The organism is Lysinibacillus sp. A1, assembly GCF_000801965.1.
Classification (GTDB): Bacteria; Bacillota; Bacilli; order Bacillales_A; family Planococcaceae; genus Lysinibacillus; species Lysinibacillus fusiformis.
On the sequence record NZ_JSZM01000012.1, the window covers coordinates 250,636 to 272,102 of the forward strand.

A 21,467-nucleotide genomic window follows, 5' to 3' on the forward strand; every position below is an offset into this window, starting at 1 on the left:
TTTATACTAATGACTAATCGGTCATTTGTCAACGAAATGCATTAGGAGAGAGTTAAAAATATGTTAAAAAAGCAATTAATTATGGAGAAAGCATTAGAGTTGTTTTCTGAACAAGGTTTTGAGGCTACATCTGTACAGCAAATAACAGAACGTTGTGGGATTTCTAAGGGTGCATTTTACTTATCCTTCAAAACAAAAGATGAGCTTGTTATCTCTATGGTTGACTACTATTTACAACACTTCATTACAGATGTTGACCGCGTAGTCAGAGGGACGTATAACAAAGAAACGATGTTGGTTGAATTTTATAAAAGTATCTTCAAGGCATTCAAAGAACACTCTGCGTCTGCTAGAGTATTTTTTAACGAAAAGGTTTTTCTAACAAAAAAAGAGCTTTTTTATAAAATAACAGCGTATGAAGCAGAGATGTCTAAATCTATCATTTATATGCTGGAGCAACTGTATCAGGATAAATTACAAAATACAAAATACGATGTCATGTATTGTATAAAAGGTTTTATGAAGAGCTATGCGGAACTGTTTATCTTTTCAGATATGCCTCTTGATTTAGAACAACTTGCGAAATCTTTAGCAGAGAAAACAGATATTATTGCACGTCATACGACGATACCATTTATTACAGAGGAACTTGTTACTTTTATTGCGAAGCCTTGCGAACCAGACATTTCAAAGGAAATGTTACTGCAATTAATTGAACATAATATTGATAATATAGAGGATTCTATAGAAAAAGAATCATTGGAGCTGTTAAAACTCGAAATAGAAAAGCCAACATACAGTAAAGCCATCGTAAAGGGGCTAATAGAAAATTTACGACTTAATCCGGCGTATCATTGGATTGCTTATGTATGTGCAAAGTACTTAAATATTTAAATGGTAGGATAGAATTGTTCACTTTAAGGGGTGAACAATTCTATTTTTTATTTTTTTTTCGAATGCATGGAAGGTGTTATTAAATGGTGCATTGATTGCCACGCCTCTAAAGCACTACTAAAAGGGTCTTGAATCCATAATAATCGTTCGAGAAAATCCTTCACTTCAATCGGTAAATTCAATTCTTGCTGCCAAGCATCCTCTTTCTTTTTACTTGGTTTAAAATCTGAATAAAGTAAGAACAATAGAAAATGGCCAACGAAATATAGATCACTAATATGATTTTCAGCTCGCTTCGGGTTTTGTATGGAAGAAAGATCAACTGCCTTTTGTAATGTCGTTGCGAGACCAAAATCAATAATGTGTAATTGTTGATCAACTAATAAGATATTAGGTATACGCAAATCCCGATGGACAATACCATGATAGTGTAGTAGGATAATTTGTTCTAAAAGCTGTTTTGTTATTTCAAGTGACTGAGCGACCGTAAATTTAATACCTTCTTGAAAAATAAGCTGTTCAAAGGTTTGACCGTCTATATAGTCCATTATAAAATAGGGCACATTTTGAATAGTTCCAGTCGAATGGACTTTAGGTAAATTCGGCAATGATAATTGTTGTAGAATTTGAATTTCCTGCCTGAATTTATGTATCGTTTTTTGGTGATGACGATGCTTAGGACGCAGGCATTTTAAGACGAACGGACCTTTTGATGAGCAATTTTCAATTAAGTACGCACGACCATAAGAGCCAAAGCCAAGAAATTTTTTAAACGTGAAATCTGGATGCTCGGCTATGAAAAGCTCTACGGCATGATCAAAGTTTTTTTCTGAAAGTCGTTTCCACCACATTAGCTACTGAAAAAACTTAAAGAGCTAAAAAAACTACGTGAGCTTTTGCGAGAACTACGTTTATAATGCTTATGCCCATAATAATTATGGCGTTTAGAATATTTGCGACGACTGCTTGATGAAGAATAATGACGTTTGGATTTACCATTGAGTAGGGAATGAAGAATTTTATCTAGCATAAAAACGCTCCTTTTTGATGTTGTTATTACTATATACGCAAAAATAAAAAAAGAGGTTTCAAAAAAAGATGAAAAATAAGTAAATTTACAATTCACCTTTTTGTTGTCCAACAAAAAGAAAGAAGCTATGTACATAGTACATAGCTTCTTTCCATGAGGCTAAACCTCCATAATGATCGGTAGAATCATTGGACGACGTTTTGTTTTTTCAAATAGGTAAGGACCTAAAACGTCTGTAATTTCGTTTTTAAGCTCTGTCCATTGAGGAGTTTTGCTTTGAATAGTTTCATTCAGATGACGATTAAGCATTTTTTGAGCTTCATTGATCATCGTACCTGACTCGCGCATGTAGACAAAGCCACGAGAAATGATATCAGGACCTGAAACAATTTTTTGATTTTCCATATCGACACTTACGACTACGATAACTAAGCCTTCTTCAGAAAGAATGCGACGATCACGTAATACAATATTGCCGATATCTCCAATACCATTACCATCGATATAAACATCACCAGAAGGGATACGACCAGCCACATGTGCCTCATTGGCACTTAATGCTAATACATCGCCATTTTCCATAACAAATGTATTTTCAAGTGGTACATCGCAATCTTCCGCTAAGTGTGTATGCATTTTTAACATACGGTATTCACCATGGATAGGCATAAAGAATTTAGGTTTCATTAAACGTAGCATCAATTTTTGTTCTTCTTGTGACCCGTGACCAGAAGTATGGATATTGTTTAATGCACCATGAATAACTTCTGCACCTGCACGGAACAATAAATTGATGATTTTATTGACACTCACAGTATTACCTGGAACCGGTGAAGAAGAGAAAATAACTGTATCACCAGGTTGTATTTGGATTTGACGATGAGTCCCATTGGCAATACGTGATAATGCAGCCATTGGTTCACCCTGTGAGCCTGTACATAAAATCATTACTTCATTTGCTGGAAGTCGATTAATGCTTTGAGCATCAATAAATGTATCTTTTGGAGCATTAATATAACCAAGCTCACGCCCAATTGTAATCGCATTATCCATTGAGCGACCGAAGACAGCAATTTTTCTTCCATATTTTATTGCTGCGTCTGTTGCTTGTTGTAAACGGTGAATATTTGACGCAAATGTAGCAAAAATAATTCGGCTATCCACTTTACGGAAAATTTCATCGATACTTTTGCCGACTGTACGCTCTGACATTGTAAAATTAGGCTTTTCAGCGTTTGTACTATCTGATAGTAAGCAAAGTACGCCATCTCGTCCAATTTCGGCCATCTTTGTTAGGTTGGCCGGTTCGCCAACAGGTGTAAAGTCGAATTTAAAGTCACCTGTGTGAACGATATTACCAGGTGGTGTTTTAACAACAATTCCATAAGCATCAGGGATACTATGAGTTGTTCTAAAGAAGCTAACAGATGTTTTTCTAAATTTAATGACATCATCTTCTTTAATTTCGATGAGTTTAGTTGTACGTAGCAAGCCATGTTCTTCTAATTTATTACGTAATAAGCCAAGTGCGAGCTTACCACCATAGACTGGGACATTCACTTGACGTAAAAGGTAAGGAATACCGCCAATATGATCCTCATGTCCATGTGTAATAAATAGTCCCTTGATTTTATCGACGTTACGTACTAAATACGTATAGTCAGGAATAACATAGTCAATGCCGAGTAAGTCATCTTCTGGAAATTTAATGCCAGCGTCAATTAAAATAATTTCATCTTGAAATTGAACGCCATAAGTATTTTTGCCGATTTCGCCCAGTCCGCCGAGCGCGAAAACAGCTGCTTGGTCATTTTTAACAAACTTCATGTTTGTTAAATTTCCTCCAAGATGAAGTTCGGGCTTGCTTGCTCGTACTCTAAGTAGTTACCTTCAAGCAGCTGAACGAACTCGATATTGTAGTTACGGTCTTTTAACTTTTGACGTACTTCTCGCTCTGAAGCAGCTTCAAGGTATAGACTTTTAGTGTTTTCGCGAACTGGAATCTCATTTGCTTTTTCTTGATAATAAACTTTGTAAATCATAGTTTGCTCTCCTTTAATTGCGTACAATTTTATTGCACCTTTGACTACTACCACACACGTGCTACAAGAAAACAACGAATTTCTTATAAGAAGAAATGTACGTTTGTAGTCCTTGTATCTCAATACGTCGGTTGTGCACTATGTTATAAAATGAATAGGAAGTAGTGAGACAGTGGTTGCGTATAGCCAAATAAATGCATTTCCTTTATATTATCACGCAGTTCCTCTAAAATAAAGAAAAGCCCTTCAAATAATGAAGGGCAAATGTTAGGCAATTGATTTTTTTCCGAGTACGCCGCGAAGTTGCTTCAACAATTTTCGTTTTAGTTTCTTCAGCATGGCACATCACTCCTTAGGATCATTATAATAAAAATTATTGTCTATGTAAAGTCATTCACCTTGATGGGTGATATTTATAGAAAGGGATTATAAAATGAATAAAATTTTGTTTTTTGATGTTGATGGCACTCTCTATAACAGCGAAAAAAAATTACCTGAATCTGCAAAAAATGCTCTTTTGGAAGCACGCCGTAATGGCTATGAATTGGCGATTGCTACAGGTCGGGCACCTTTTATGATTGAATCATTACTAGAAGAACTTGATATTAATACGTATGTGACTTTCAATGGGCAATATGTTGTTTACAAGGGTGAGGTTGTCTACACGAATGGTATTGAAAAAGAAGAATTAGCTAAAATTATTGCTTTTGGTGACGCACGTAATGAACCAGTAGTATTTTTAGATGACAAACGGATGATTGCATCTGTTAGTGATCATATGATGGTAGCAGAAAGCTTGGATACACTTAGATATCCTTATCCAGAATTGGATTCATCCTATTATATGCAGAACGATGTATATCAAACACTTATATTTATGGAAGAAAAAGATGAACCTTTATATTGTGAAATGTTTCCGAATGTCCAATTTGTCCGTTGGCATCCGTATTCTTGCGATATTTTGCCAAAGGGCGGCTCGAAGGCAGTGGGAATAGAAAAAGTATTGGATAAAATGGGAATCACACTAAAGGATGCAATTGCTTTTGGAGATGGCATTAATGATATAGAAATGCTGCAAGCGGTTGGGACAGGTGTTGCAATGGGAAATGGTCATGAACGAGTGAAGGCTATTGCACATCATATTGCCGATCATGTAGACGAAGATGGTCTCGCTAAAATAATGCGCAAGCTTGCCATCATATAATAAAGAAACAACTAGTTGTCAATTATAGCAACTAGTTGTTTTTTTGCTAAATTACTGGTGTTCTTCAGAAGTATTCACTAGCTTTATTTCAATACCTTTATCTGAAAAATGTTGAATCGTTTTTTTAGACAGTGCGTTGTCTGTAATAATGACATCTACTTCTTCAAGGGGGCATACTTGTATGGCTACATCCTTATTAAATTTTGAGGAATCAGTAGCAACATAGACCGTTTGAGAGATGGATATAATTTTTTTTCTAGTAATAGCTTCTTCTAGATTAAAATCAGAAATCCCCTTTTTAAGAGATACCCCACTAGCGCAAATAAAAGCCTTATTAATATTTAGGTGTTCGAAGTGGAAGAGAAATTCATTCGATGTCACCGATTTTTCGGAGTGACGCACTTTTCCACCGAGCAGGATAACTTCAATATTAGAGCCGATTAGATCGAAAGCTACCGGCAATGAGTTTGTCACGACTGTTAATTTTTCCTTGTCCAATAAAAATGGTGTCATTTGATATGTAGTTGTTCCACTATCGATAAAAATACATTCTCCATCTTGAACAAGAGAAGCACTTGCTTTGGCGATGGCAATTTTTTCTGTTAGCTGTTCATGTAATCGTTGATCGATTAGTCCCTCTACAGGTTCAATATATTTAATTCCCCCATAAAACTTCTCAATTTTCTTGTCTTGCATTAGCTGTTGAATATCGCGACGTATTGTTTCCATTGATACATTAAATTCTTTTGTTAGTGTTACCAATTTTACAACCTTATGCTGTCTTACAAATTGCAATATTTGCTGTTGTCTTTCTATCATATACATTTCATCACCTCTATTAGATATTTACTCAAAGTATGCACAACTTTGTCAACAATTGGTCGGAATTTACTCAACATTTACACAAAAGCGCATTTTCCTTTACAAATGGTCACTATACTAAAAGTAAGAACTGAGAGAGGTGACCAATTTGTTAGAACTAAAAAATATCTCAAAAAGCTATAAAAATAAGCAAGTTTTAGTAGATATCAATGTAACCATCCAATCGGGTGAAATTATATCTTTATTAGGGCCGAGTGGTTGCGGTAAAACTACTTTACTTAATATCATCTTAGGGCTTGCAGAGCAAACGGGTGGTCAGCTGATCTACAATGGGCAAGATATATCGAAGCAATCCATGCAAGAAAGAGGATTCAATATTGTTTTTCAGGATTTTGCGTTATTCCCTCATTTAAATGCCTACGACAACATTGTATATGGATTGAAAAATAAAAATAGTCAAATGTCCAAAGAAGAGGTACAGGAATATATCGATTTTTTAGAACTGACTCCTCATCTGCATAAAAGGATTCACGAATTATCAGGCGGCCAAAAGCAACGTGTATCTATTGCTAGAACGCTTGTTATGCAACCCAAAATACTTTTGCTAGATGAGCCGTTAAGTGCACTTGATGGAGTCATTAAGGAATCTATCAAGGAACGTATTAAATCAATTGCTCGTGAATTTAATTTGACGACGATTATTGTGACACATGATCCAGAAGAAGCGCTAACCTTATCGGATAAAGTTTTAATCATAAATGAAGGAACGGTTGCTCAATTCGGTACACCACATGAAATCGTAGAGGCACCGAAAAATTCATTTATTGAGGACTTTATTTTAAGACAGCTTCATATTAAGCGCCACAACATCTATCAATTGTTTGGAGAAACATATGCTTAAAACGAATAAAATGATGAAATTAATCTTTCTACCAATTCTATTATTTCTCCTATTCTTTTTAGTTGTGCCATTGATTTATATGTTTTGGCAGTCTTTGAAAGTAGGAAATGAGATTTCTATTCAACATTATATAGATGCTTTAAAAAATATAGAAATTCGTGATGCTTTCTTCAATAGCTTTAAAGTTTCTTTTGTGGCATCGGTCATTACGACTATCTTAGCTTTTTTCTTGGCCTACGCTGTTCATTTTACAACGATGCATCGCCATACAAAAAAGCTAGTACAGATAGGTATTACGTTGCCTATGCTATTGCCAACTATCACCTATGGCTTCGTGTTGATTTATACATTTGGTAATCAAGGAATCCTAACAAGATTAGCAGGGCAACCACTTTTCACGATTTATGGATATAACGGACTGGTGATAGGCTACATCTTATACACATTGCCAGTCGCTTTTATTCTCATGCAAAACTCTATGCAATATATCGATAAACGATTTTTGCTAGTGTCTATGTTAATGCATGATCGTCCACTCCGTCGTTTTTATCATACGGTATTCCGTCCGATGCTTGGGACGATTGGTGGTGCGTTTATTTTAACATTTATTTTAAGTTTTACAGATTTCGGAATTCCTGCATCAGTAGGCGGCAATTATAGGGTGATTGCCACTGAACTTTATCAAGCTATGCTAGGTTCTATCGTGCATTTTGAGCGTGGGGCAGTTATTTCAGTGTTAATGCTTGTCCCAGCTATACTGGGCGTCGTCATGCTAACGATATTAGAACGCTATAATTTTCATTATAAACAGGCGGGTAGAAGTGAACTTGTTAAACATCGTCTTCGTGACACGCTGTTTACGCTCTATTCATTTGCCTCTGTTGCAGTCGTATTTATCATTTTTTCAACTATGTTTATCGTTCCATTTACGAAGGGTTATCCCTATGATTTCAGCTTTACATTTGAACATGTTCAAAATGTAATAGCGGAGAAAGATTTAACAAAGGTTTATGTGAATTCACTTATAGTAGCGGTTTTAACAGCTGTTTTAGGTGTAAGCATCACATTTATGTCTGCCCTTCTTAATGCGAGGACGCCATTGAAAGGAAGAAAAAGCTTAGATCTTGCCTCAATGATCACTAACACAGTTCCGGGAATGGTGCTTGGTCTATCGTATTTGTTTTTCTTTAATGGAAGTTCATTAAAGGGTACATTTCTCATCATTATCGCTTGTAATATTGTGCATTTCTTTACAACTCCTTATTTAATGGCTAAAAATTCTTTGCAAAAGATGGACCCAACCTGGGAAGTGACGGCGGAGCTATTAAAGGATTCTTGGTTAAAAACAGTCATACGTGTCATCTTGCCGAATATTAGACCGACCATTTTTCAAATGTTTAGCTACTATTTTTTAAATGCAATGGTCACGGTCAGTGGTGTTATTTTCCTTGTTAGCACAAAAACTATGCTTGTATCGACAAGAATAAAAGAGCTTCAGCATTTCGCAAAATATACCGATATTTTCGTACTATCAATATTCATTTTATGTACAAACCTTATTGTGAAATTAGGTTGTGATTATATAACAGCACATAAAGAAAAAGTGGAGGAGATTTCAAAATGAAAAAATCAACGGTGATGATGTTAGGGACAGTTAGTGCAGCAGCGATAGTTTTAACTGCATGTGGAGGGGTAGAAGCAGGTTCGAAGGATGAAGTAATTATTTATTCTAATGCAGATGATGAGGCAATTGAAGTAATGGAATCGACATTAGATGAAAAAGGCTATAAAGGAAAATATTTAATTCAATCGTTCGGTACTTCGGAATTGGGTGGAAAAATGATGGCTGAAGGTACAGATATTGAAGCGGATATCGTAACGATGGCTTCTTATTTTATAGAAAGCGCACAAACTTCGAAATCCATGTTTGCGGATATTTCTTCGGATTTAAAACCTCTTGATAGCGGTGTTACATATGCATTGCCGATTTTAGGAAATGTAGGATCCATTTTTATAAATACGGATGTTTTGCAACAAAAGGGCTTGCCAGTCCCAAAAACGATAAAAGCTTTGACAGACCCCGCCTTCAAGGATTTAGTCTCATTCCCGAATATAATGGACTCCTCAACCGGTTGGCTATTAGTCCAAGCCATTATTAAAGAATATGGTGAGCAAGAGGGGCAAAGGGTTTTGGCAGATTTAATTAACAATGCTGGACCTCATATTGAAAGCTCTGGGTCAGGACCAATAAAAAAAGTGAAAACAGGTGAAGTAGCAGCTGGATTTGGTTTACGTATTCAAGCTATTGATGCCAAGGAAGAAGGGTTACCAATAGAATATATTGACCCAACAGAGGGGAACTTTACGCTAACGGAATCTGTAGCTGTTGTAGATAAAGAGGGAGATGAAACATTAGCCAAAGAAATGGCAAAGGTAATTGCAACAGAGGCTCGAAATGGTTTTTTAGAGCAATATCCAGTAGCACTTTATGAAGGAGAGCAGGTACAGGCAGAGCATGTCCCGGCGCATCTAAAAAAGTGGGATACAACATTGACAGTAGATTTATTAGAAAAACACCAAGCTTTCTTTAAAGAAGCGCAAAAATAAGGAGCTATAGAAAATGAGCAACTATAAATTATTAACACCAGGACCATTAACAACTACTAAGACAGTCAAACAGGAAATGTTAAAAGATCGCTGTACATGGGATGATGACTATAAAAATGTGACACAAGTGATTCGGAAGCAACTCCTAAATTTAGCGCAAGTCGATGAGTCTGATTATACAGCAGTACTAATGCAAGGCAGTGGCAGTTTTGTTGTAGAGTCGGTGCTGACAACAGCTGTTGGTGAAGATGATAAATTGCTAATTATAACGAATGGCGCTTATGGTGAAAGAATTGCAGAAATGGCTCAAGTGTTGAGGTTGGCGCATGTCGTCTATAGTGTCCCTTATGATGAACAGCCATCATCATTAGAAGTTCAAGCTTTACTTGAAAAAGATGCAAGTATCACACATGTGGCGGTTGTACACTGTGAAACGACTACTGGTATTTTAAATCCAATTGAAGAAATTGGAGAAGTTGTCTACTCTTTCAACAAAACATTTATCGTAGATGCTATGAGTAGCTTTGGTGGGGTACCAATGGATTTATCCAACTCACATATTGATTTTTGTATTAGTAGTGCAAATAAATGCATTCAAGGTGTTCCTGGCTTTGGGTTCGTCATTGCTAAGACAAAGGCGTTAGAAAAATGCAAAGGACAAGCACGCAGTGTAGCACTTGATTTATATAGTCAATGGGAAGTAATGAAAAAGGATGGAAAGTGGCGCTTTACTTCGCCGACACATGTAGTAGCGGCCTTTGCAAAGGCGTTAGAAGAGCTAGTGGAAGAAGGAGGAGTTAACGCACGTTACCAACGTTATGCAGATAATAATCAATTACTGCGTTCTCGTTTATCAGTACTAGGGTTCGATGCCTTTATTTCTGAAGAGCTACAATCACCAATTATTACAACTTATTTGTTCCCACATAAAGAGTTTTCTTTTGAACATTTTTATCAGGAGATGAAAAAGGCAGGATTTGTCATCTATCCTGGTAAGCTGACAGATGTAGATACATTCCGAATTGGTAATATTGGTGATATATATGAAGAAAATATGCAGGCCTTATGTGAAGTCATTGAAAATTATATGGTGGTGAAAAATAATGAGAATTGAAACAGTAATTTTGGATTGGGCAGGTACAGCAGTTGATTTTGGTTGCTTTGCCCCAGTAAATGTCTTTTTAACGATTTTTGAAGATGCTGGTGTAACAGTAACCCTTGAAGAAGCTCGTAAACCAATGGGCATGCTGAAGATTGATCATATTCGTACGATGCTTGAAATGCCAAGGATTAATGAAGAATGGAAACGAGTTCATCATCAGCATTTTTCAGAGGAAGATGTACATGTTCTATACAATCAATTTGAATCGAAGTTAATGGAGTCTTTGGCGACCTACACAGATCCTATTCAACATGTGATAGCGACCGTACAGCACTTAAGAGAAGCCGGTATTCGATTTGGTTCTACCACAGGCTACACTGATTCTATGATGGAAGTCGTAACAAAACATGCTGCTATGAAGGGCTATCAACCAGATTTTTTAGTGACTCCGACACAGGTGAGTGATAAGGGGCGGCCATATCCGTATATGATTTTTAGAAATATGGAGGCATTAGGATCGAAATCAACCAAACAAGTTGTAAAGGTTGGCGATACAACCTCAGATATAAAAGAAGCCTTGAATGCTGGTGTATGGGCTGTTGGTGTTATTATTGGAAGTTCAGAAATGGGACTAGCTGAAGAAGAGTTCTTAGCTTTAACGGCTGAAGAACAACAACAAGCCATTGAAAAAACAAAACGTATTTTTGAGAAGACTGGTGCACACTATACCATTGAAACGATGAAAGACCTACCTATATTAATTAATAAGATAAATGAAGAGCTTGCAAATGAAATGAACGAATAAAAATTGAGAACATAGAAAAAACAAACCTCTGCGTAAATGCTGAGGTTTGTTTTGTTGATGCGCTTTTAGTCACGCTCATATGGGATGGACTCCGGGATATCAGCAAATGGATTTTTTTCATTAATACGGTCATAAAACATGACACCGTTCAAATGATCTAATTCATGCTGAAACGCGATGGCAGACAAGCCTTTAAGGCGCATTTTCTTTTCTTCCCCATCTATAGTTTTAAATTTTACTGTAATGCGTGCATGACGTGGGACGTATCCAGGAACATTACGATCAACGGAAAGACAACCTTCTCCAGCAGAAAGGTATGTGTTTTCAACTGAATGGCTGACAATTTTGGGGTTTATTGCTACGAAGCTTAATTGTTCACCAGCATCATCTTGCAAATGAAGTGCAAACATACGCTGTAGACTATTTACTTGATTGGCAGCTAAGCCGATGCCGCTGCGTAAATTATATTTTTCTGCCATTTCAGGATCTTGGCTGTTAATTAAGTACTGAAGCATATCTTCAGCAAGTTGTCTTGTTTCATCAGATAAAGGGAATTTAACTTCCTCTGCTTTGGTGCGTAAAGTCGGATGACCTTCGCGGATAATATCATCCATTAGAATCATATAGTAATCTTCCTTTCATCTTTGTAGTGCTCTATTTATAAGTATACATCACGTCTAAAAACAATCACATGAAAAAAGACCTTATTTGAATATACTCAAAAAATTTTTCGAATGCTATTAGATTTTCTAGAATGGGGTATTCTACTATTGGAAAACCTGTTGGAAAACTTAAGAATTACAAGGCGTAAATATGGTGTTCTAATACAGATTTTTGATATTGGTAATACAGTATAGGACAGAGATAATTAAATGTTATTTTAGAAAAAATCTTTGTTTATAGCCGTAATATATGATTGACCGACAGTATTTTATTCAGTATACTGAGTGTCAAGAATAAGTTGTACTAGTCAAAAAGGTGATTTATTTTAATACAGCTGAAAGGGAGATGTGACAAATGAGCAAGAAAAACAATAATATTTTTGATGCTAAACAAACGCTAACTGAAATCGAAGATAAGTTTGAAATGTTTCAAATTTTGAATGAAGAAGGCGAAATTATAAATAATGAGGCAGATCCTAAATTATCGGATGAAGAATTAGTTGAACTAATGACACGTATGGTTTATACACGTATTTTAGACCAACGTTCAATCTCACTGAACCGTCAAGGCCGTTTAGGTTTCTATGCACCAACGGCAGGTCAGGAAGCTTCTCAGCTTGCTTCACACTTTGCATTAGAACAAGAGGATTGGATTTTACCAGGGTATCGTGATGTTCCACAAATCGTGTGGCATGGCTTACCTTTAGATAAAGCGTTTTTATTCTCTCGTGGACATTTTATGGGGAATCAAGTACCTGAGGGTGTAAATGTTCTAGCACCACAAATTATTATCGGTGCTCAATATATCCAAGCAGCAGGTGTTGCACTAGGTATTCAAAAGCGTGGGAAAAAAGCTGTTGCAGTAACCTATACAGGTGATGGTGGTTCATCACAAGGGGACTTCTATGAAGGTATTAACTTTGCCGGTGCATTTAAATCTCCAGCGATCTTCATTGTACAAAATAACCAATATGCAATTTCTACACCGCGTGAACTACAAACTGCTGCAAAAACAATCGCTCAAAAAGGTGTAGCAGCAGGTTTACCAAGTATTTTAGTAGATGGAATGGATGCGCTTGCAGTTTACGTAGCAACTCGTGATGCACGTGAGCGAGCTGTTAATGGTGAAGGTCCAACGTTAATTGAAACAATGTGTTACCGTTATGGCCCACATACAATGGCTGGGGATGACCCAACGCGTTACCGTACTTCTGATACAGATACTGAATGGGCTCAAAAAGACCCACTTGTTCGCTTCCGTAAATACCTAGAAGCAAAAGGCTTATGGGATGAGAAGAAAGAAGAAGCAGTCATTGAGCGTGCTAAAGAAGAAATTAAAGAAGCCATCAAAAAAGCTGATGCTGCTCCAAAACAAAAAGTAACAGAGCTGATGGAAAACATGTATAAAGGCGAAATGCCATCTAATTTAAAAGAACAGTATGAAATCTATAAAGAGAAGGAGTCGAAATAACCTATGGCACAAATGACGATGATTCAAGCAATTACAGATGCACTTCGCACAGAATTAAAGAATGATGAAAACGTTCTTGTATTCGGGGAAGATGTAGGTGTCAACGGTGGGGTATTCCGCGCGACAGAAGGCCTACAAAAAGAATTCGGAGTTGACCGCGTTTTTGATACGCCGTTAGCAGAATCAGGTATTGGTGGCTTAGCAATCGGTCTTTCTCTACAAGGATTCCGTCCAGTTCCTGAAATTCAATTCTTCGGCTTCGTTTATGAAGTAATGGATTCAATCAGTGGTCAATTAGCACGTATGAGCTACCGTAGTGGCGGTGTATACAATGCACCAGTAACAATCCGTTCACCATTCGGTGGTGGAGTGCATACTCCTGAGATGCACTCAGATAGCTTAGAAAGCCTAATGACTGCACAACCAGGTTTAACGGTAGTTGTACCATCAACACCTTACGATGCAAAAGGTTTACTAATTTCATCTATTCGCAACGACAACCCAGTTATTTTCTTAGAACATTTAAAACTTTACCGTTCGTTCCGTGAAGAAGTACCAGAAGAAGCATACGAAATTCCACTAGGAAAAGCAGATGTAAAACGTGAAGGTAAAGATTTAACAATTGTTGCTTACGGTTTAATGGTTCATGAAAGCTTAAAGGCTGCAGAAGAACTTGAAAAAGAAGGCCACTCTGTTGAAGTAATTGATTTACGTACAATTCAACCAATTGATATCGAAACAATTATTGCGTCTGTAGAAAAAACAGGTCGTGCAATCGTTGTACAAGAAGCACAAAAACAAGCAGGTATCGCGGCAAATGTAGTAGCAGAAATTACTGAGCGCGCAATTTTAAGCTTAGAAGCACCTGTACTTCGTGTGGCTGCACCAGATACTGTGTACCCATTCCCACAAGCTGAAGGTGTTTGGTTACCAAACTACAAAGATGTAATGGAAACAGCGAAAAAAGTTTTAACATTCTAATGAAGCTTCTAAACTTGAACATCAGTAAATAGAAAGGATGGGTACACATGGCATTTGAATTCAGATTACCGGATATTGGCGAGGGAATTCACGAAGGCGAAATCGTGAAATGGTTCGTCAAGGCTGGAGATACAGTAAAAGAAGACGATATTCTTTGTGAAGTACAAAATGATAAAGCAGTAGTAGAAATTCCTTCACCAGTTGAAGGAACAGTAGAGGAAGTTTTAGTAGGAGAAGGAACAGTTGCCGTTGTAGGCGATGTTTTAATCCGATTGGATGCACCTGGCTATGAAGACTTAAAGCTAAAAGGTGATAGTCACGCTGAAGAGAAAACTGAAGCACAAGTTCAAGCAACTGCTGAATCTGGTCAGAGCGTAGAAAAAGCTCCTGTAAAAGAGGAGAAAGCGCCCGAGCAAGCACCTGAAAAAGCTGAAACAGTTGTTGATGAAACAAAACGTGTGATTGCGATGCCTTCTGTCCGCAAATTTGCACGCGATAACGACGTAAACATCCGTGAAGTAAAAGGTTCAGGCAAAAATGGTCGTATTTTGAAAGAAGATATTACAAACTTCTTAAATGGTGGAGGAACTGTTGACACTGAATCAGCAACTGGAGTGACAGTTGAAGAAGCGGTTCAACAAGAAACTACTACATCAGCAGCACCAGTTGTTCTTGAAGGGGAATTCCCAGAAACTCGTGAGAAAATGTCTGGTATTCGAAAAGCGATTGCGAAAGCAATGGTACACTCGAAACAAACGGCTCCTCATGTTACACTAATGGATGAAGTCGATGTAACAGCTCTTGTAGCGCATCGTAAAAAATTCAAAGATATCGCAGCTGAAAAAGGTGTTAAATTAACATACTTACCTTATGTAGTGAAAGCACTTATCTCAACATTACGCGAATTCCCAGAATTTAATCGCTCATTAGATGATGCAACACAAGAAATTATCCAAAAGCATTACTACAATATTGGTATTGCAGCGGATACTGAAAAAGGTTTACTTGTCCCAGTTATCAAGCATGCAGATCGCAAGTCTGTATTTGCAGTGTCAAATGAAATCAATGAGTTAGCGACTAAAGCCCGTGAAAGTAAACTTGCGCCACATGAAATGAAAGGTGCATCTATGTCTATTACGAATATTGGTTCTGCAGGAGGTCAATGGTTTACTCCAGTAATTAACCATCCTGAAGTAGCAATTCTAGGTATTGGTCGAATTTCAGAAAAACCTGTAATAAAAAATGGTGAAATTGTAGCCGCACCTGTGTTAGCATTATCATTGAGCTTTGATCATCGTATGATCGATGGAGCCACTGCGCAAAATGCTTTAAATCACTTGAAGCGTTTGTTAAGTGAGCCAGAATTATTATTAATGGAGGCGTAACAAAATGGTAGTAGGAGATTTCCCAATCGAAACAGATACTCTTGTCATTGGTTCAGGTCCTGGAGGATATGTAGCAGCAATTCGTGCAGCTCAAACTGGCCAAAAAGTAACAATCGTTGAAAAAAATGTACTTGGTGGTGTGTGCTTAAACGTAGGTTGTATTCCATCAAAAGCATTAATTTCAGTAGGTCACCGTTTTGAGCAAGCTAAACATTCAGATGACATGGGAATCATCGCTTCTGATGTGAAATTAGACTTCTCAAAAGCACAAGCATTTAAAGACAGCGTTGTTAAAAAATTAACTGGCGGTGTTGAAGGCTTACTTAAAGGGAACAAAGTTGAAATTGTACAAGGTGAAGCTTATTTCGTTGACGCTCATTCAGTGCGTATCATCAATGGTGAATCTGCTCAAACTTACACATTTAACAATGTCATTATTGCAACAGGTTCTCGTCCAGTTGAAATTCCTACATTCAAATTCACTGAGCGCGTACTAAATTCTACTGGTGCACTTTCTTTACAAGAAGTACCTGGTAAATTAGTAGTAATTGGTGGAGGTTACATTGGTACAGAGTTAGGATCTGCTTATGCAAACCTTGGCTCACAAGTAACAATTATTGAAGGCGGAAAAGATATTTTAGCTGGCTTCGAAAAACAAATGACTCAAATCGTGAAAAAAGGCCTTAAAAAGAAAGGCGTTGAAATCGAAGTAAACGCATCTGCAAAAGGCGTTGAAGAAACAGAAAACGGCGTAGTAGTAACTTATGAAGTTGGCGGAGAAGAGAAAAAAGTTGAAGCTGATTATGTATTAGTTACTGTGGGTCGTCGTCCAAATACTGATGAAATGGGCCTTGCTGAAATCGGTGTTGAATTCGGTGAACGCGGTCTAATCAATGTTGATAAACAATGTCGTACAAATATTTCAAATATCTATGCAATCGGTGATATCGTAGCTGGTCCTCAGCTTGCACATAAAGCTTCTTACGAGGGTAAAGTTGCTGCTGAAGCAATTGCTGGTGAAAAATCAGTTGTTGATTATCTTGCTGTACCTGCTGTATGTTTCACAGATCCAGAAATGGCGACAGTTGGTTACAACGAAGAACAAGCAAAAGCAGAAGGTATCGAGTACACTGCAGCGAAATTCCCATTCGCAGCAAATGGTCGTGCTCTTGCATTAAACCAATCAGAAGGTTTCGTGAAGCTTGTTGCTCGTAAAGAAGATGGCTTACTAATCGGTGCTCAAATTGTAGGTGCTGGTGCATCTGATATGATCGCTGAAATGGGCTTAGCAATTGAAGGCGGAATGACAGCTGAAGACATCGCATTAACAATTCATGCTCACCCTACATTAGGGGAAATTACAATGGAAGCTGCTGAAGTATTACTTGGCAACCCAATTCATATTGTAGCAAAAAAATAATGTAAAACCGTTTAAACGGCTATAAAGCGAAATGCTTTGTAGCCGTTTTTTGTATATTATCTATAATTTTGTTAAAGTAAATATATTGTTACGAATATTCGAAAATATTTGGGGTGATCATAATGGAACTAGGCTTAAAGGGGAAAGTAGCAATTATAACAGGATCGAGTAAAGGCATTGGCTATTATACGGCCATGCAACTTGTTAAAGAGGGCGCACAGGTTGTACTTTGTGCACGTGGAGAAAAACAGCTACAGGTGGCCGCTGGGTGTATTAAAAACGAAACAGGTGTAGATGTTTTAATTGTTCCAACAGATATTACTAAGGAAAAAGATTGTAAGAATCTAATTGAGCGTACGGTCGAACATTTTGGACACGTTGATATTCTCATTAATAATGCTGGGACAGCATCAGCAAATCCTTTTGAATCGGTGAGTAGTGAGCTGTGGCAAGCAGATTTAGATTTAAAGGTATTTGGCGCTATACATTGCTCAAAATATGCAGCACCATATATGCGTAAGGCTGGTGGGGGTGCAATCGTGAATGTGACTGCGGTGATGGCTAAGACGCCTCCTGCTAGCTCGCTTCCTACGACTGTCAGCCGTGCTGCGGGACTTGCTTTGACTAAAGCGATGAGCAAGGATTTAGGAAAGGATAATATCCGCGTAAATTCCGTATGTATTGGGCTTATTCGAAGTGATCAAATCGAAAAGAAATGGAAAAAGGAAGATCCAAGTTTATCGTGGGAAGACTATTCTCGTAAAGTAGGGCAAGCTATTCCACTTGGTCGTGTAGGTGATACGCAAGAAGCGGCCAACGTTATTACATTTTTAGTATCTGATGCAGCAAGTTATGTTACGGGGACTTCATTGAATATTGATGGTGGCTCTGGTCACGCATTATAGAGAAAAATCCACTATACTTCCATTGATAGAATGTGTAGTGGATTTTATGATTATCCTTCTTCATTAATCAGAACATTTTTACCACGCATTTTCATGAGCAGCGGTATAAGTAACCACGAAATAGCAGCTACTAAAAATAGTAATGATAATGGCTTTGCTACAAAAATAGAAAAGTCACCATTGGATATAGTTAATGCACGGCGCATATTATTTTCAATCATTGGCCCTAGCACAAGTGCAAGTACTAAAGGGGCCACTGGATAGTCATTCTTGGCAAACAGATAGCCGAGCACACCACATGCTAATAATAAAAATAAATCAAAAGTGGCGAATTGTACGGCATACACACCAAAAATTGAAATTGCGACAATAATGGGCAATAAATATTTTTTCGGTGTTTCTATGATTTTTGCAAAAATACGAACGAGAGGCATGTTTAATGCTAATAACATTAAATTTCCTATAAACATACTGGCAATTAATCCCCAAGCAACTTGAGGATGCTCATCAAATAATAATGGACCTGGCTGAATATTATACATAATAAGTGCACCCATTAAAATAGCCGTTGTACCTGAACCGGGAATGCCTAATGTTAGCAAGGGAATCATTGCACCGCCTGATGCAGCATTGTTCGCTGATTCAGGTCCTGCAACACCTGCAATATGACCTTTTCCAAATTTCTCAGGTGTTTTACTGAATTTCTTTTCGGTAATATAAGAAAAGAATGAGGCAAGTGTTGCGCCTGCACCAGGTAATACGCCAATAAAAAATCCTAGTAGTGAACCGCGAGCAATAGGAATAGCGCTTTCCTTTAAATCCTGCTTTGTTGGTAATACACGATTAATCTTTGCTAATTGACCATCTTCTTCATCTCTTTCGAGTATCGTTTTAAATACTTCCCCTAACGCGAATAAACCAACAGCAATTGTTAAAAATTCAATACCCGAGAATAGCATAGGCTGACCAAATGTAAAGCGTTCGATACCAGATACGGCATCGATACCAACTGTCCCGAGCATCAGCCCTAAGACTGTCATAATTAAAGCTTTTGTAATTGAACGGCCTGCAAGTCCACTTACTGCAGCAAGCCCTAGTAGCATTAATGAAAAGTATTCTGCTGGTCCAAATTTAAGTGCTAATTTTGATAATGGATTCGCTAATAGTATTAGTCCAAGTAATGCTATAACACCAGCACAAAATGAACCAATGGCTGCAATGGAAAGGGCACTTCCAGCACGGCCTTGCTTAGCCATTTGGTAGCCATCCAATGTTGTAACAACTGATGAGGATTCACCAGGTGTATTTAATAGAATCGAAGTTGTTGAACCGCCATACATGGCTCCGTAATAAACGCCTGCAAGTAAGATAATTGAGCTTGTAGCGGCTGCCTCCGTAGGTAATCCCGCTGTAATGGTTGCTGTTACTGGGATTAATAAAGCAACGCCGCTCATTGGACCTATGCCAGGAAGGACACCAACCGCTGTTCCAATTATGACACCGACAAGAGCGAATAATAGATTTTGCCATTGAAAAGCAATAGCAAATCCATCCGCTAAAAATTGCAATGTCGACATATGTTCACTCCTTTACATTAAAAAGTTGGGAAGCTAGGCAATGAACCGCCTAGTAAACTTGTAAATAAATAATAGACACCAAGTGAAAATCCAGCGGCAATAATAATTGAATAAATAAGCTTTGCTCGTTCCATCGTTTGGAAGCTAATACATAAAAATAAAAACGTTGTGATCACATAGCCTATTTTTTCTAAGAAGAATACATAGGCAATCGCACTACCAAAAATGATTAAAAATTTTTTGAGCTCAGTAGAGGAGGTTTTAGAAGGTGCAGTGGGTCCTCCTGTGATTCGCTCCCTTACAGCATTTTTCCATGATTCATAAAATAATTGAAGACTTAATAAACCTAAAATAATACCTAAACCTAGTGGAAATATTTTAGGGCCGACTGTAGATCCATAAGCACTATCAGAAATTTGCGTTGCTTGAAAGATAAATAAAATGCTAACAGCTAATAGGATAATGCTAAATGTTTTATCAAATGTGTAATTCAATCGTTTACACCTCCGTTGATAATAAATGTAGGTTGCACAAGTAGATCTTATAGGAAGGAAATACTTGTGCTCTTTTTCAACACAGTCAATTCTTTATTTTTGCATACCAAGAGCTGTCAGTAGTTCTACGATGATTTTATTTTGATTGTCTAGATATGTTGTAAATTCCTCTGCATTGCGGTATTCAGCTTGCCAGCCATTACGTGTCACCTCAGCTTGCCATTCTTCTGATTCAGACATTGCTTGTAATTTTTCGGACCAGTAAGTAACCGCATCTTCACTCATATTTTTTGGGCCAAAAATACCACGCCATATAGTAAATTCTTCATCAATACCAGCCTCTTTAAATGTAGGAACTTCTGCTAACTCACCTTCTAATCGTTCAGAGGAACTTACGGCTAATACGCGGACATCTCCTGATTTAACATAAGTAGCGATTGTGGAAGCATCTGTTGCAATGACATCAGCGTTGCCGCCTAGTAATGCGGTTACAGCTTCACCACCACCATCGTAAGAAACGTATTTAATTGTTTTTAAGTCTATACCGGCTTTATAGGCGGGGATAATCCCTACTAGATGATCCATAGAGCCCGGTGCAGAGCCACCTGCTAACGTAACATCTTTTGGGGAATCTTTTAGGGCCATTAATACATCTTCAAGCGTTTGGAATGGCGAATCCATTTTAACAACGATTGCACCATAGTCACGCGTTAATTGTGCTAAAGGCGTAGTATCCTTGTAGCCAAATTTACTATTTCCTTCAGCTTTTTCATGATTAATAAGAATTGGCGGTGATTTAACCATTAACATATAATTATTGCTTGCTTCCTTTGTAGCAAATGTTGCCATAAAGGCAGCGCCACCACCACCAGGCTTGTTTTCAACTTGAATCGATTTATTAATTAAACCTGTATCATTCATTGTTTTTGCTATTGCACGAGCTGTTAAATCCCAACCACCGCCCGCACCTGAAGGAGCAACAATGGTGATATTACTTTTCGGATAATTACTTGCTTGCTTTCCATCAGCTGTTTCTCCATTTGATGAAGAACAACCAACTAAACTAGTAAATAGTAAGCCAGCTATCATAACTTTTGAAATCTTCCTCCACATAAAAATCCCCCTTAAAAATAAAATGATAGCGCTATCAATCGAGCGCTATCAT

The 21,467-nt window shown here is 37.5% G+C and carries 20 protein-coding genes; 12 read left to right on the forward strand and 8 right to left on the reverse strand.

Annotated elements, in window-relative coordinates:
- Positions 1 to 60 precede the first annotated feature (60 nt).
- A complete protein-coding gene (locus tag PI85_RS10695; RefSeq protein WP_036123638.1) occupies positions 61 to 894 on the forward strand; it encodes a TetR/AcrR family transcriptional regulator in 834 nt (277 codons plus the stop codon).
- 47 nt (positions 895 to 941) lie between these two features.
- Here PI85_RS10695 and PI85_RS10700 read toward each other — a convergent pair whose 3' ends face one another.
- The 3 genes from PI85_RS10700 to PI85_RS10710 all read right to left on the reverse strand — a co-directional run bounded on the left by PI85_RS10700 (position 942) and on the right by PI85_RS10710 (position 3,966).
- Positions 942 to 1,745, reverse strand: a complete 804-nt coding sequence (locus PI85_RS10700) for a protein kinase (protein WP_036123641.1) — start codon at positions 1,743 to 1,745, stop codon at positions 942 to 944.
- Positions 1,746 to 2,083: 338 nt separating this feature from the next.
- Positions 2,084 to 3,751, reverse strand: coding sequence for a ribonuclease J1 (gene rnjA, locus PI85_RS10705; RefSeq protein WP_036123644.1), 1,668 nt, complete (start codon positions 3,749 to 3,751; stop codon positions 2,084 to 2,086).
- Positions 3,752 to 3,756: 5 nt separating this feature from the next.
- Positions 3,757 to 3,966, reverse strand: a complete 210-nt coding sequence (locus PI85_RS10710; protein WP_008174035.1) for a DNA-dependent RNA polymerase subunit epsilon — start codon at positions 3,964 to 3,966, stop codon at positions 3,757 to 3,759.
- Positions 3,967 to 4,399: 433 nt separating this feature from the next.
- On the opposite strand from PI85_RS10710, the gene PI85_RS10715 reads away from it, so the two are divergent.
- Positions 4,400 to 5,170 (forward strand): Cof-type HAD-IIB family hydrolase, encoded by a 771-nt coding sequence (locus tag PI85_RS10715; RefSeq protein WP_036123646.1) that lies wholly within the window; start codon positions 4,400 to 4,402, stop codon positions 5,168 to 5,170.
- A gap of 51 nt (positions 5,171 to 5,221) precedes the next feature.
- Here the strand turns inward: PI85_RS10715 and PI85_RS10720 are convergent, their stop codons facing one another.
- Positions 5,222 to 5,989 carry a DeoR/GlpR family DNA-binding transcription regulator gene (locus tag PI85_RS10720; RefSeq protein ID WP_051998244.1) on the reverse strand — a complete coding sequence of 256 codons (768 nt, stop codon included), beginning with the start codon at positions 5,987 to 5,989 and terminating at the stop codon, positions 5,222 to 5,224.
- A 151-nt stretch (positions 5,990 to 6,140) separates the two neighbouring features.
- On the opposite strand from PI85_RS10720, the gene PI85_RS10725 reads away from it, so the two are divergent.
- Genes PI85_RS10725 through phnX form a run of 5 tightly spaced genes read left to right on the forward strand, consistent with a single transcriptional unit; the run spans position 6,141 to position 11,407 of the window.
- Positions 6,141 to 6,893 (forward strand): ABC transporter ATP-binding protein, encoded by a 753-nt coding sequence (locus PI85_RS10725; protein WP_036123652.1) that lies wholly within the window; start codon positions 6,141 to 6,143, stop codon positions 6,891 to 6,893.
- Complete coding sequence (locus tag PI85_RS10730; protein WP_036123654.1) at positions 6,886 to 8,517, forward strand: ABC transporter permease subunit; 1,632 nt, start codon at positions 6,886 to 6,888, stop codon at positions 8,515 to 8,517. The genes PI85_RS10725 and PI85_RS10730 overlap by 8 nt, the downstream gene beginning before the upstream one ends.
- Positions 8,514 to 9,500, forward strand: coding sequence for an extracellular solute-binding protein (locus tag PI85_RS10735; RefSeq protein WP_036123656.1), 987 nt, complete (start codon positions 8,514 to 8,516; stop codon positions 9,498 to 9,500). Before PI85_RS10730 ends, PI85_RS10735 begins: the two co-directional genes overlap by 4 nt.
- A 13-nt stretch (positions 9,501 to 9,513) precedes the next feature.
- Complete coding sequence (gene phnW, locus PI85_RS10740) at positions 9,514 to 10,614, forward strand: 2-aminoethylphosphonate--pyruvate transaminase (protein ID WP_036123657.1); 1,101 nt, start codon at positions 9,514 to 9,516, stop codon at positions 10,612 to 10,614.
- Entirely contained in the window at positions 10,604 to 11,407 is an 804-nt protein-coding gene (gene phnX / locus PI85_RS10745) for a phosphonoacetaldehyde hydrolase (RefSeq protein ID WP_080709371.1), read from the forward strand. The genes phnW and phnX overlap by 11 nt, the downstream gene beginning before the upstream one ends.
- A gap of 65 nt (positions 11,408 to 11,472) precedes the next feature.
- Here the strand turns inward: phnX and def are convergent, their stop codons facing one another.
- A complete protein-coding gene (gene def / locus PI85_RS10750; RefSeq protein ID WP_036123661.1) occupies positions 11,473 to 12,030 on the reverse strand; it encodes a peptide deformylase in 558 nt (185 codons plus the stop codon).
- Between the two features lie 394 nt (positions 12,031 to 12,424).
- On the opposite strand from def, the gene pdhA reads away from it, so the two are divergent.
- The 5 genes from pdhA to PI85_RS10775 all read left to right on the forward strand — a co-directional run bounded on the left by pdhA (position 12,425) and on the right by PI85_RS10775 (position 18,231).
- A complete protein-coding gene (gene pdhA, locus PI85_RS10755; protein WP_036123664.1) occupies positions 12,425 to 13,540 on the forward strand; it encodes a pyruvate dehydrogenase (acetyl-transferring) E1 component subunit alpha in 1,116 nt (371 codons plus the stop codon).
- Positions 13,541 to 13,543: 3 nt separating this feature from the next.
- Positions 13,544 to 14,521, forward strand: a complete 978-nt coding sequence (locus PI85_RS10760; RefSeq protein WP_008174017.1) for an alpha-ketoacid dehydrogenase subunit beta — start codon at positions 13,544 to 13,546, stop codon at positions 14,519 to 14,521.
- Positions 14,522 to 14,568: 47 nt separating this feature from the next.
- On the forward strand, positions 14,569 to 15,906 hold the full coding sequence (locus tag PI85_RS10765) for a dihydrolipoamide acetyltransferase family protein (RefSeq protein ID WP_036123666.1): 1,338 nt from the start codon (positions 14,569 to 14,571) through the stop codon (positions 15,904 to 15,906).
- A 4-nt stretch (positions 15,907 to 15,910) separates the two neighbouring features.
- Complete coding sequence (lpdA, locus tag PI85_RS10770) at positions 15,911 to 17,326, forward strand: dihydrolipoyl dehydrogenase (RefSeq protein WP_036123668.1); 1,416 nt, start codon at positions 15,911 to 15,913, stop codon at positions 17,324 to 17,326.
- 122 nt (positions 17,327 to 17,448) lie between these two features.
- Positions 17,449 to 18,231 carry an SDR family NAD(P)-dependent oxidoreductase gene (locus tag PI85_RS10775; protein ID WP_036123669.1) on the forward strand — a complete coding sequence of 261 codons (783 nt, stop codon included), beginning with the start codon at positions 17,449 to 17,451 and terminating at the stop codon, positions 18,229 to 18,231.
- Between the two features lie 50 nt (positions 18,232 to 18,281).
- On the opposite strand, the gene PI85_RS10780 is transcribed toward PI85_RS10775, so the two are convergent.
- The 3 genes from PI85_RS10780 to PI85_RS10790 all read right to left on the reverse strand — a co-directional run bounded on the left by PI85_RS10780 (position 18,282) and on the right by PI85_RS10790 (position 21,415).
- Positions 18,282 to 19,808: a tripartite tricarboxylate transporter permease gene (locus tag PI85_RS10780; protein WP_036123671.1), complete on the reverse strand. Its 1,527-nt coding sequence runs from the start codon at positions 19,806 to 19,808 to the stop codon at positions 18,282 to 18,284.
- Between the two features lie 17 nt (positions 19,809 to 19,825).
- The gene (locus PI85_RS10785) at positions 19,826 to 20,302 is read right to left on the reverse strand and encodes a tripartite tricarboxylate transporter TctB family protein (RefSeq protein WP_036123673.1); all 477 of its coding nucleotides are present in this window, start codon (positions 20,300 to 20,302) and stop codon (positions 19,826 to 19,828) included.
- Between the two features lie 93 nt (positions 20,303 to 20,395).
- Positions 20,396 to 21,415 (reverse strand): tripartite tricarboxylate transporter substrate binding protein, encoded by a 1,020-nt coding sequence (locus tag PI85_RS10790; RefSeq protein ID WP_036123675.1) that lies wholly within the window; start codon positions 21,413 to 21,415, stop codon positions 20,396 to 20,398.
- Between the last annotated feature and the right edge of the window lie 52 nt (positions 21,416 to 21,467).

Coding starts and splice junctions, on each gene's coding strand:
- PI85_RS10695 (WP_036123638.1), top strand. CDS start 61: ATGTTAAAAAAGCAATTAATTATGGAGAAAGCATTAGAGTTGTTTTCT.
- PI85_RS10700 (WP_036123641.1), bottom strand. CDS start 1,745: ATGTGGTGGAAACGACTTTCAGAAAAAAACTTTGATCATGCCGTAGAG.
- rnjA (WP_036123644.1), bottom strand. CDS start 3,751: ATGAAGTTTGTTAAAAATGACCAAGCAGCTGTTTTCGCGCTCGGCGGA.
- PI85_RS10710 (WP_008174035.1), bottom strand. CDS start 3,966: ATGATTTACAAAGTTTATTATCAAGAAAAAGCAAATGAGATTCCAGTT.
- PI85_RS10715 (WP_036123646.1), top strand. CDS start 4,400: ATGAATAAAATTTTGTTTTTTGATGTTGATGGCACTCTCTATAACAGC.
- PI85_RS10720 (WP_051998244.1), bottom strand. CDS start 5,989: ATGATAGAAAGACAACAGCAAATATTGCAATTTGTAAGACAGCATAAG.
- PI85_RS10730 (WP_036123654.1), top strand. CDS start 6,886: ATGCTTAAAACGAATAAAATGATGAAATTAATCTTTCTACCAATTCTA.
- PI85_RS10735 (WP_036123656.1), top strand. CDS start 8,514: ATGAAAAAATCAACGGTGATGATGTTAGGGACAGTTAGTGCAGCAGCG.
- phnW (WP_036123657.1), top strand. CDS start 9,514: ATGAGCAACTATAAATTATTAACACCAGGACCATTAACAACTACTAAG.
- phnX (WP_080709371.1), top strand. CDS start 10,604: ATGAGAATTGAAACAGTAATTTTGGATTGGGCAGGTACAGCAGTTGAT.
- def (WP_036123661.1), bottom strand. CDS start 12,030: ATGATTCTAATGGATGATATTATCCGCGAAGGTCATCCGACTTTACGC.
- pdhA (WP_036123664.1), top strand. CDS start 12,425: ATGAGCAAGAAAAACAATAATATTTTTGATGCTAAACAAACGCTAACT.
- PI85_RS10760 (WP_008174017.1), top strand. CDS start 13,544: ATGGCACAAATGACGATGATTCAAGCAATTACAGATGCACTTCGCACA.
- PI85_RS10765 (WP_036123666.1), top strand. CDS start 14,569: ATGGCATTTGAATTCAGATTACCGGATATTGGCGAGGGAATTCACGAA.
- lpdA (WP_036123668.1), top strand. CDS start 15,911: ATGGTAGTAGGAGATTTCCCAATCGAAACAGATACTCTTGTCATTGGT.
- PI85_RS10775 (WP_036123669.1), top strand. CDS start 17,449: ATGGAACTAGGCTTAAAGGGGAAAGTAGCAATTATAACAGGATCGAGT.
- PI85_RS10780 (WP_036123671.1), bottom strand. CDS start 19,808: ATGTCGACATTGCAATTTTTAGCGGATGGATTTGCTATTGCTTTTCAA.
- PI85_RS10790 (WP_036123675.1), bottom strand. CDS start 21,415: ATGTGGAGGAAGATTTCAAAAGTTATGATAGCTGGCTTACTATTTACT.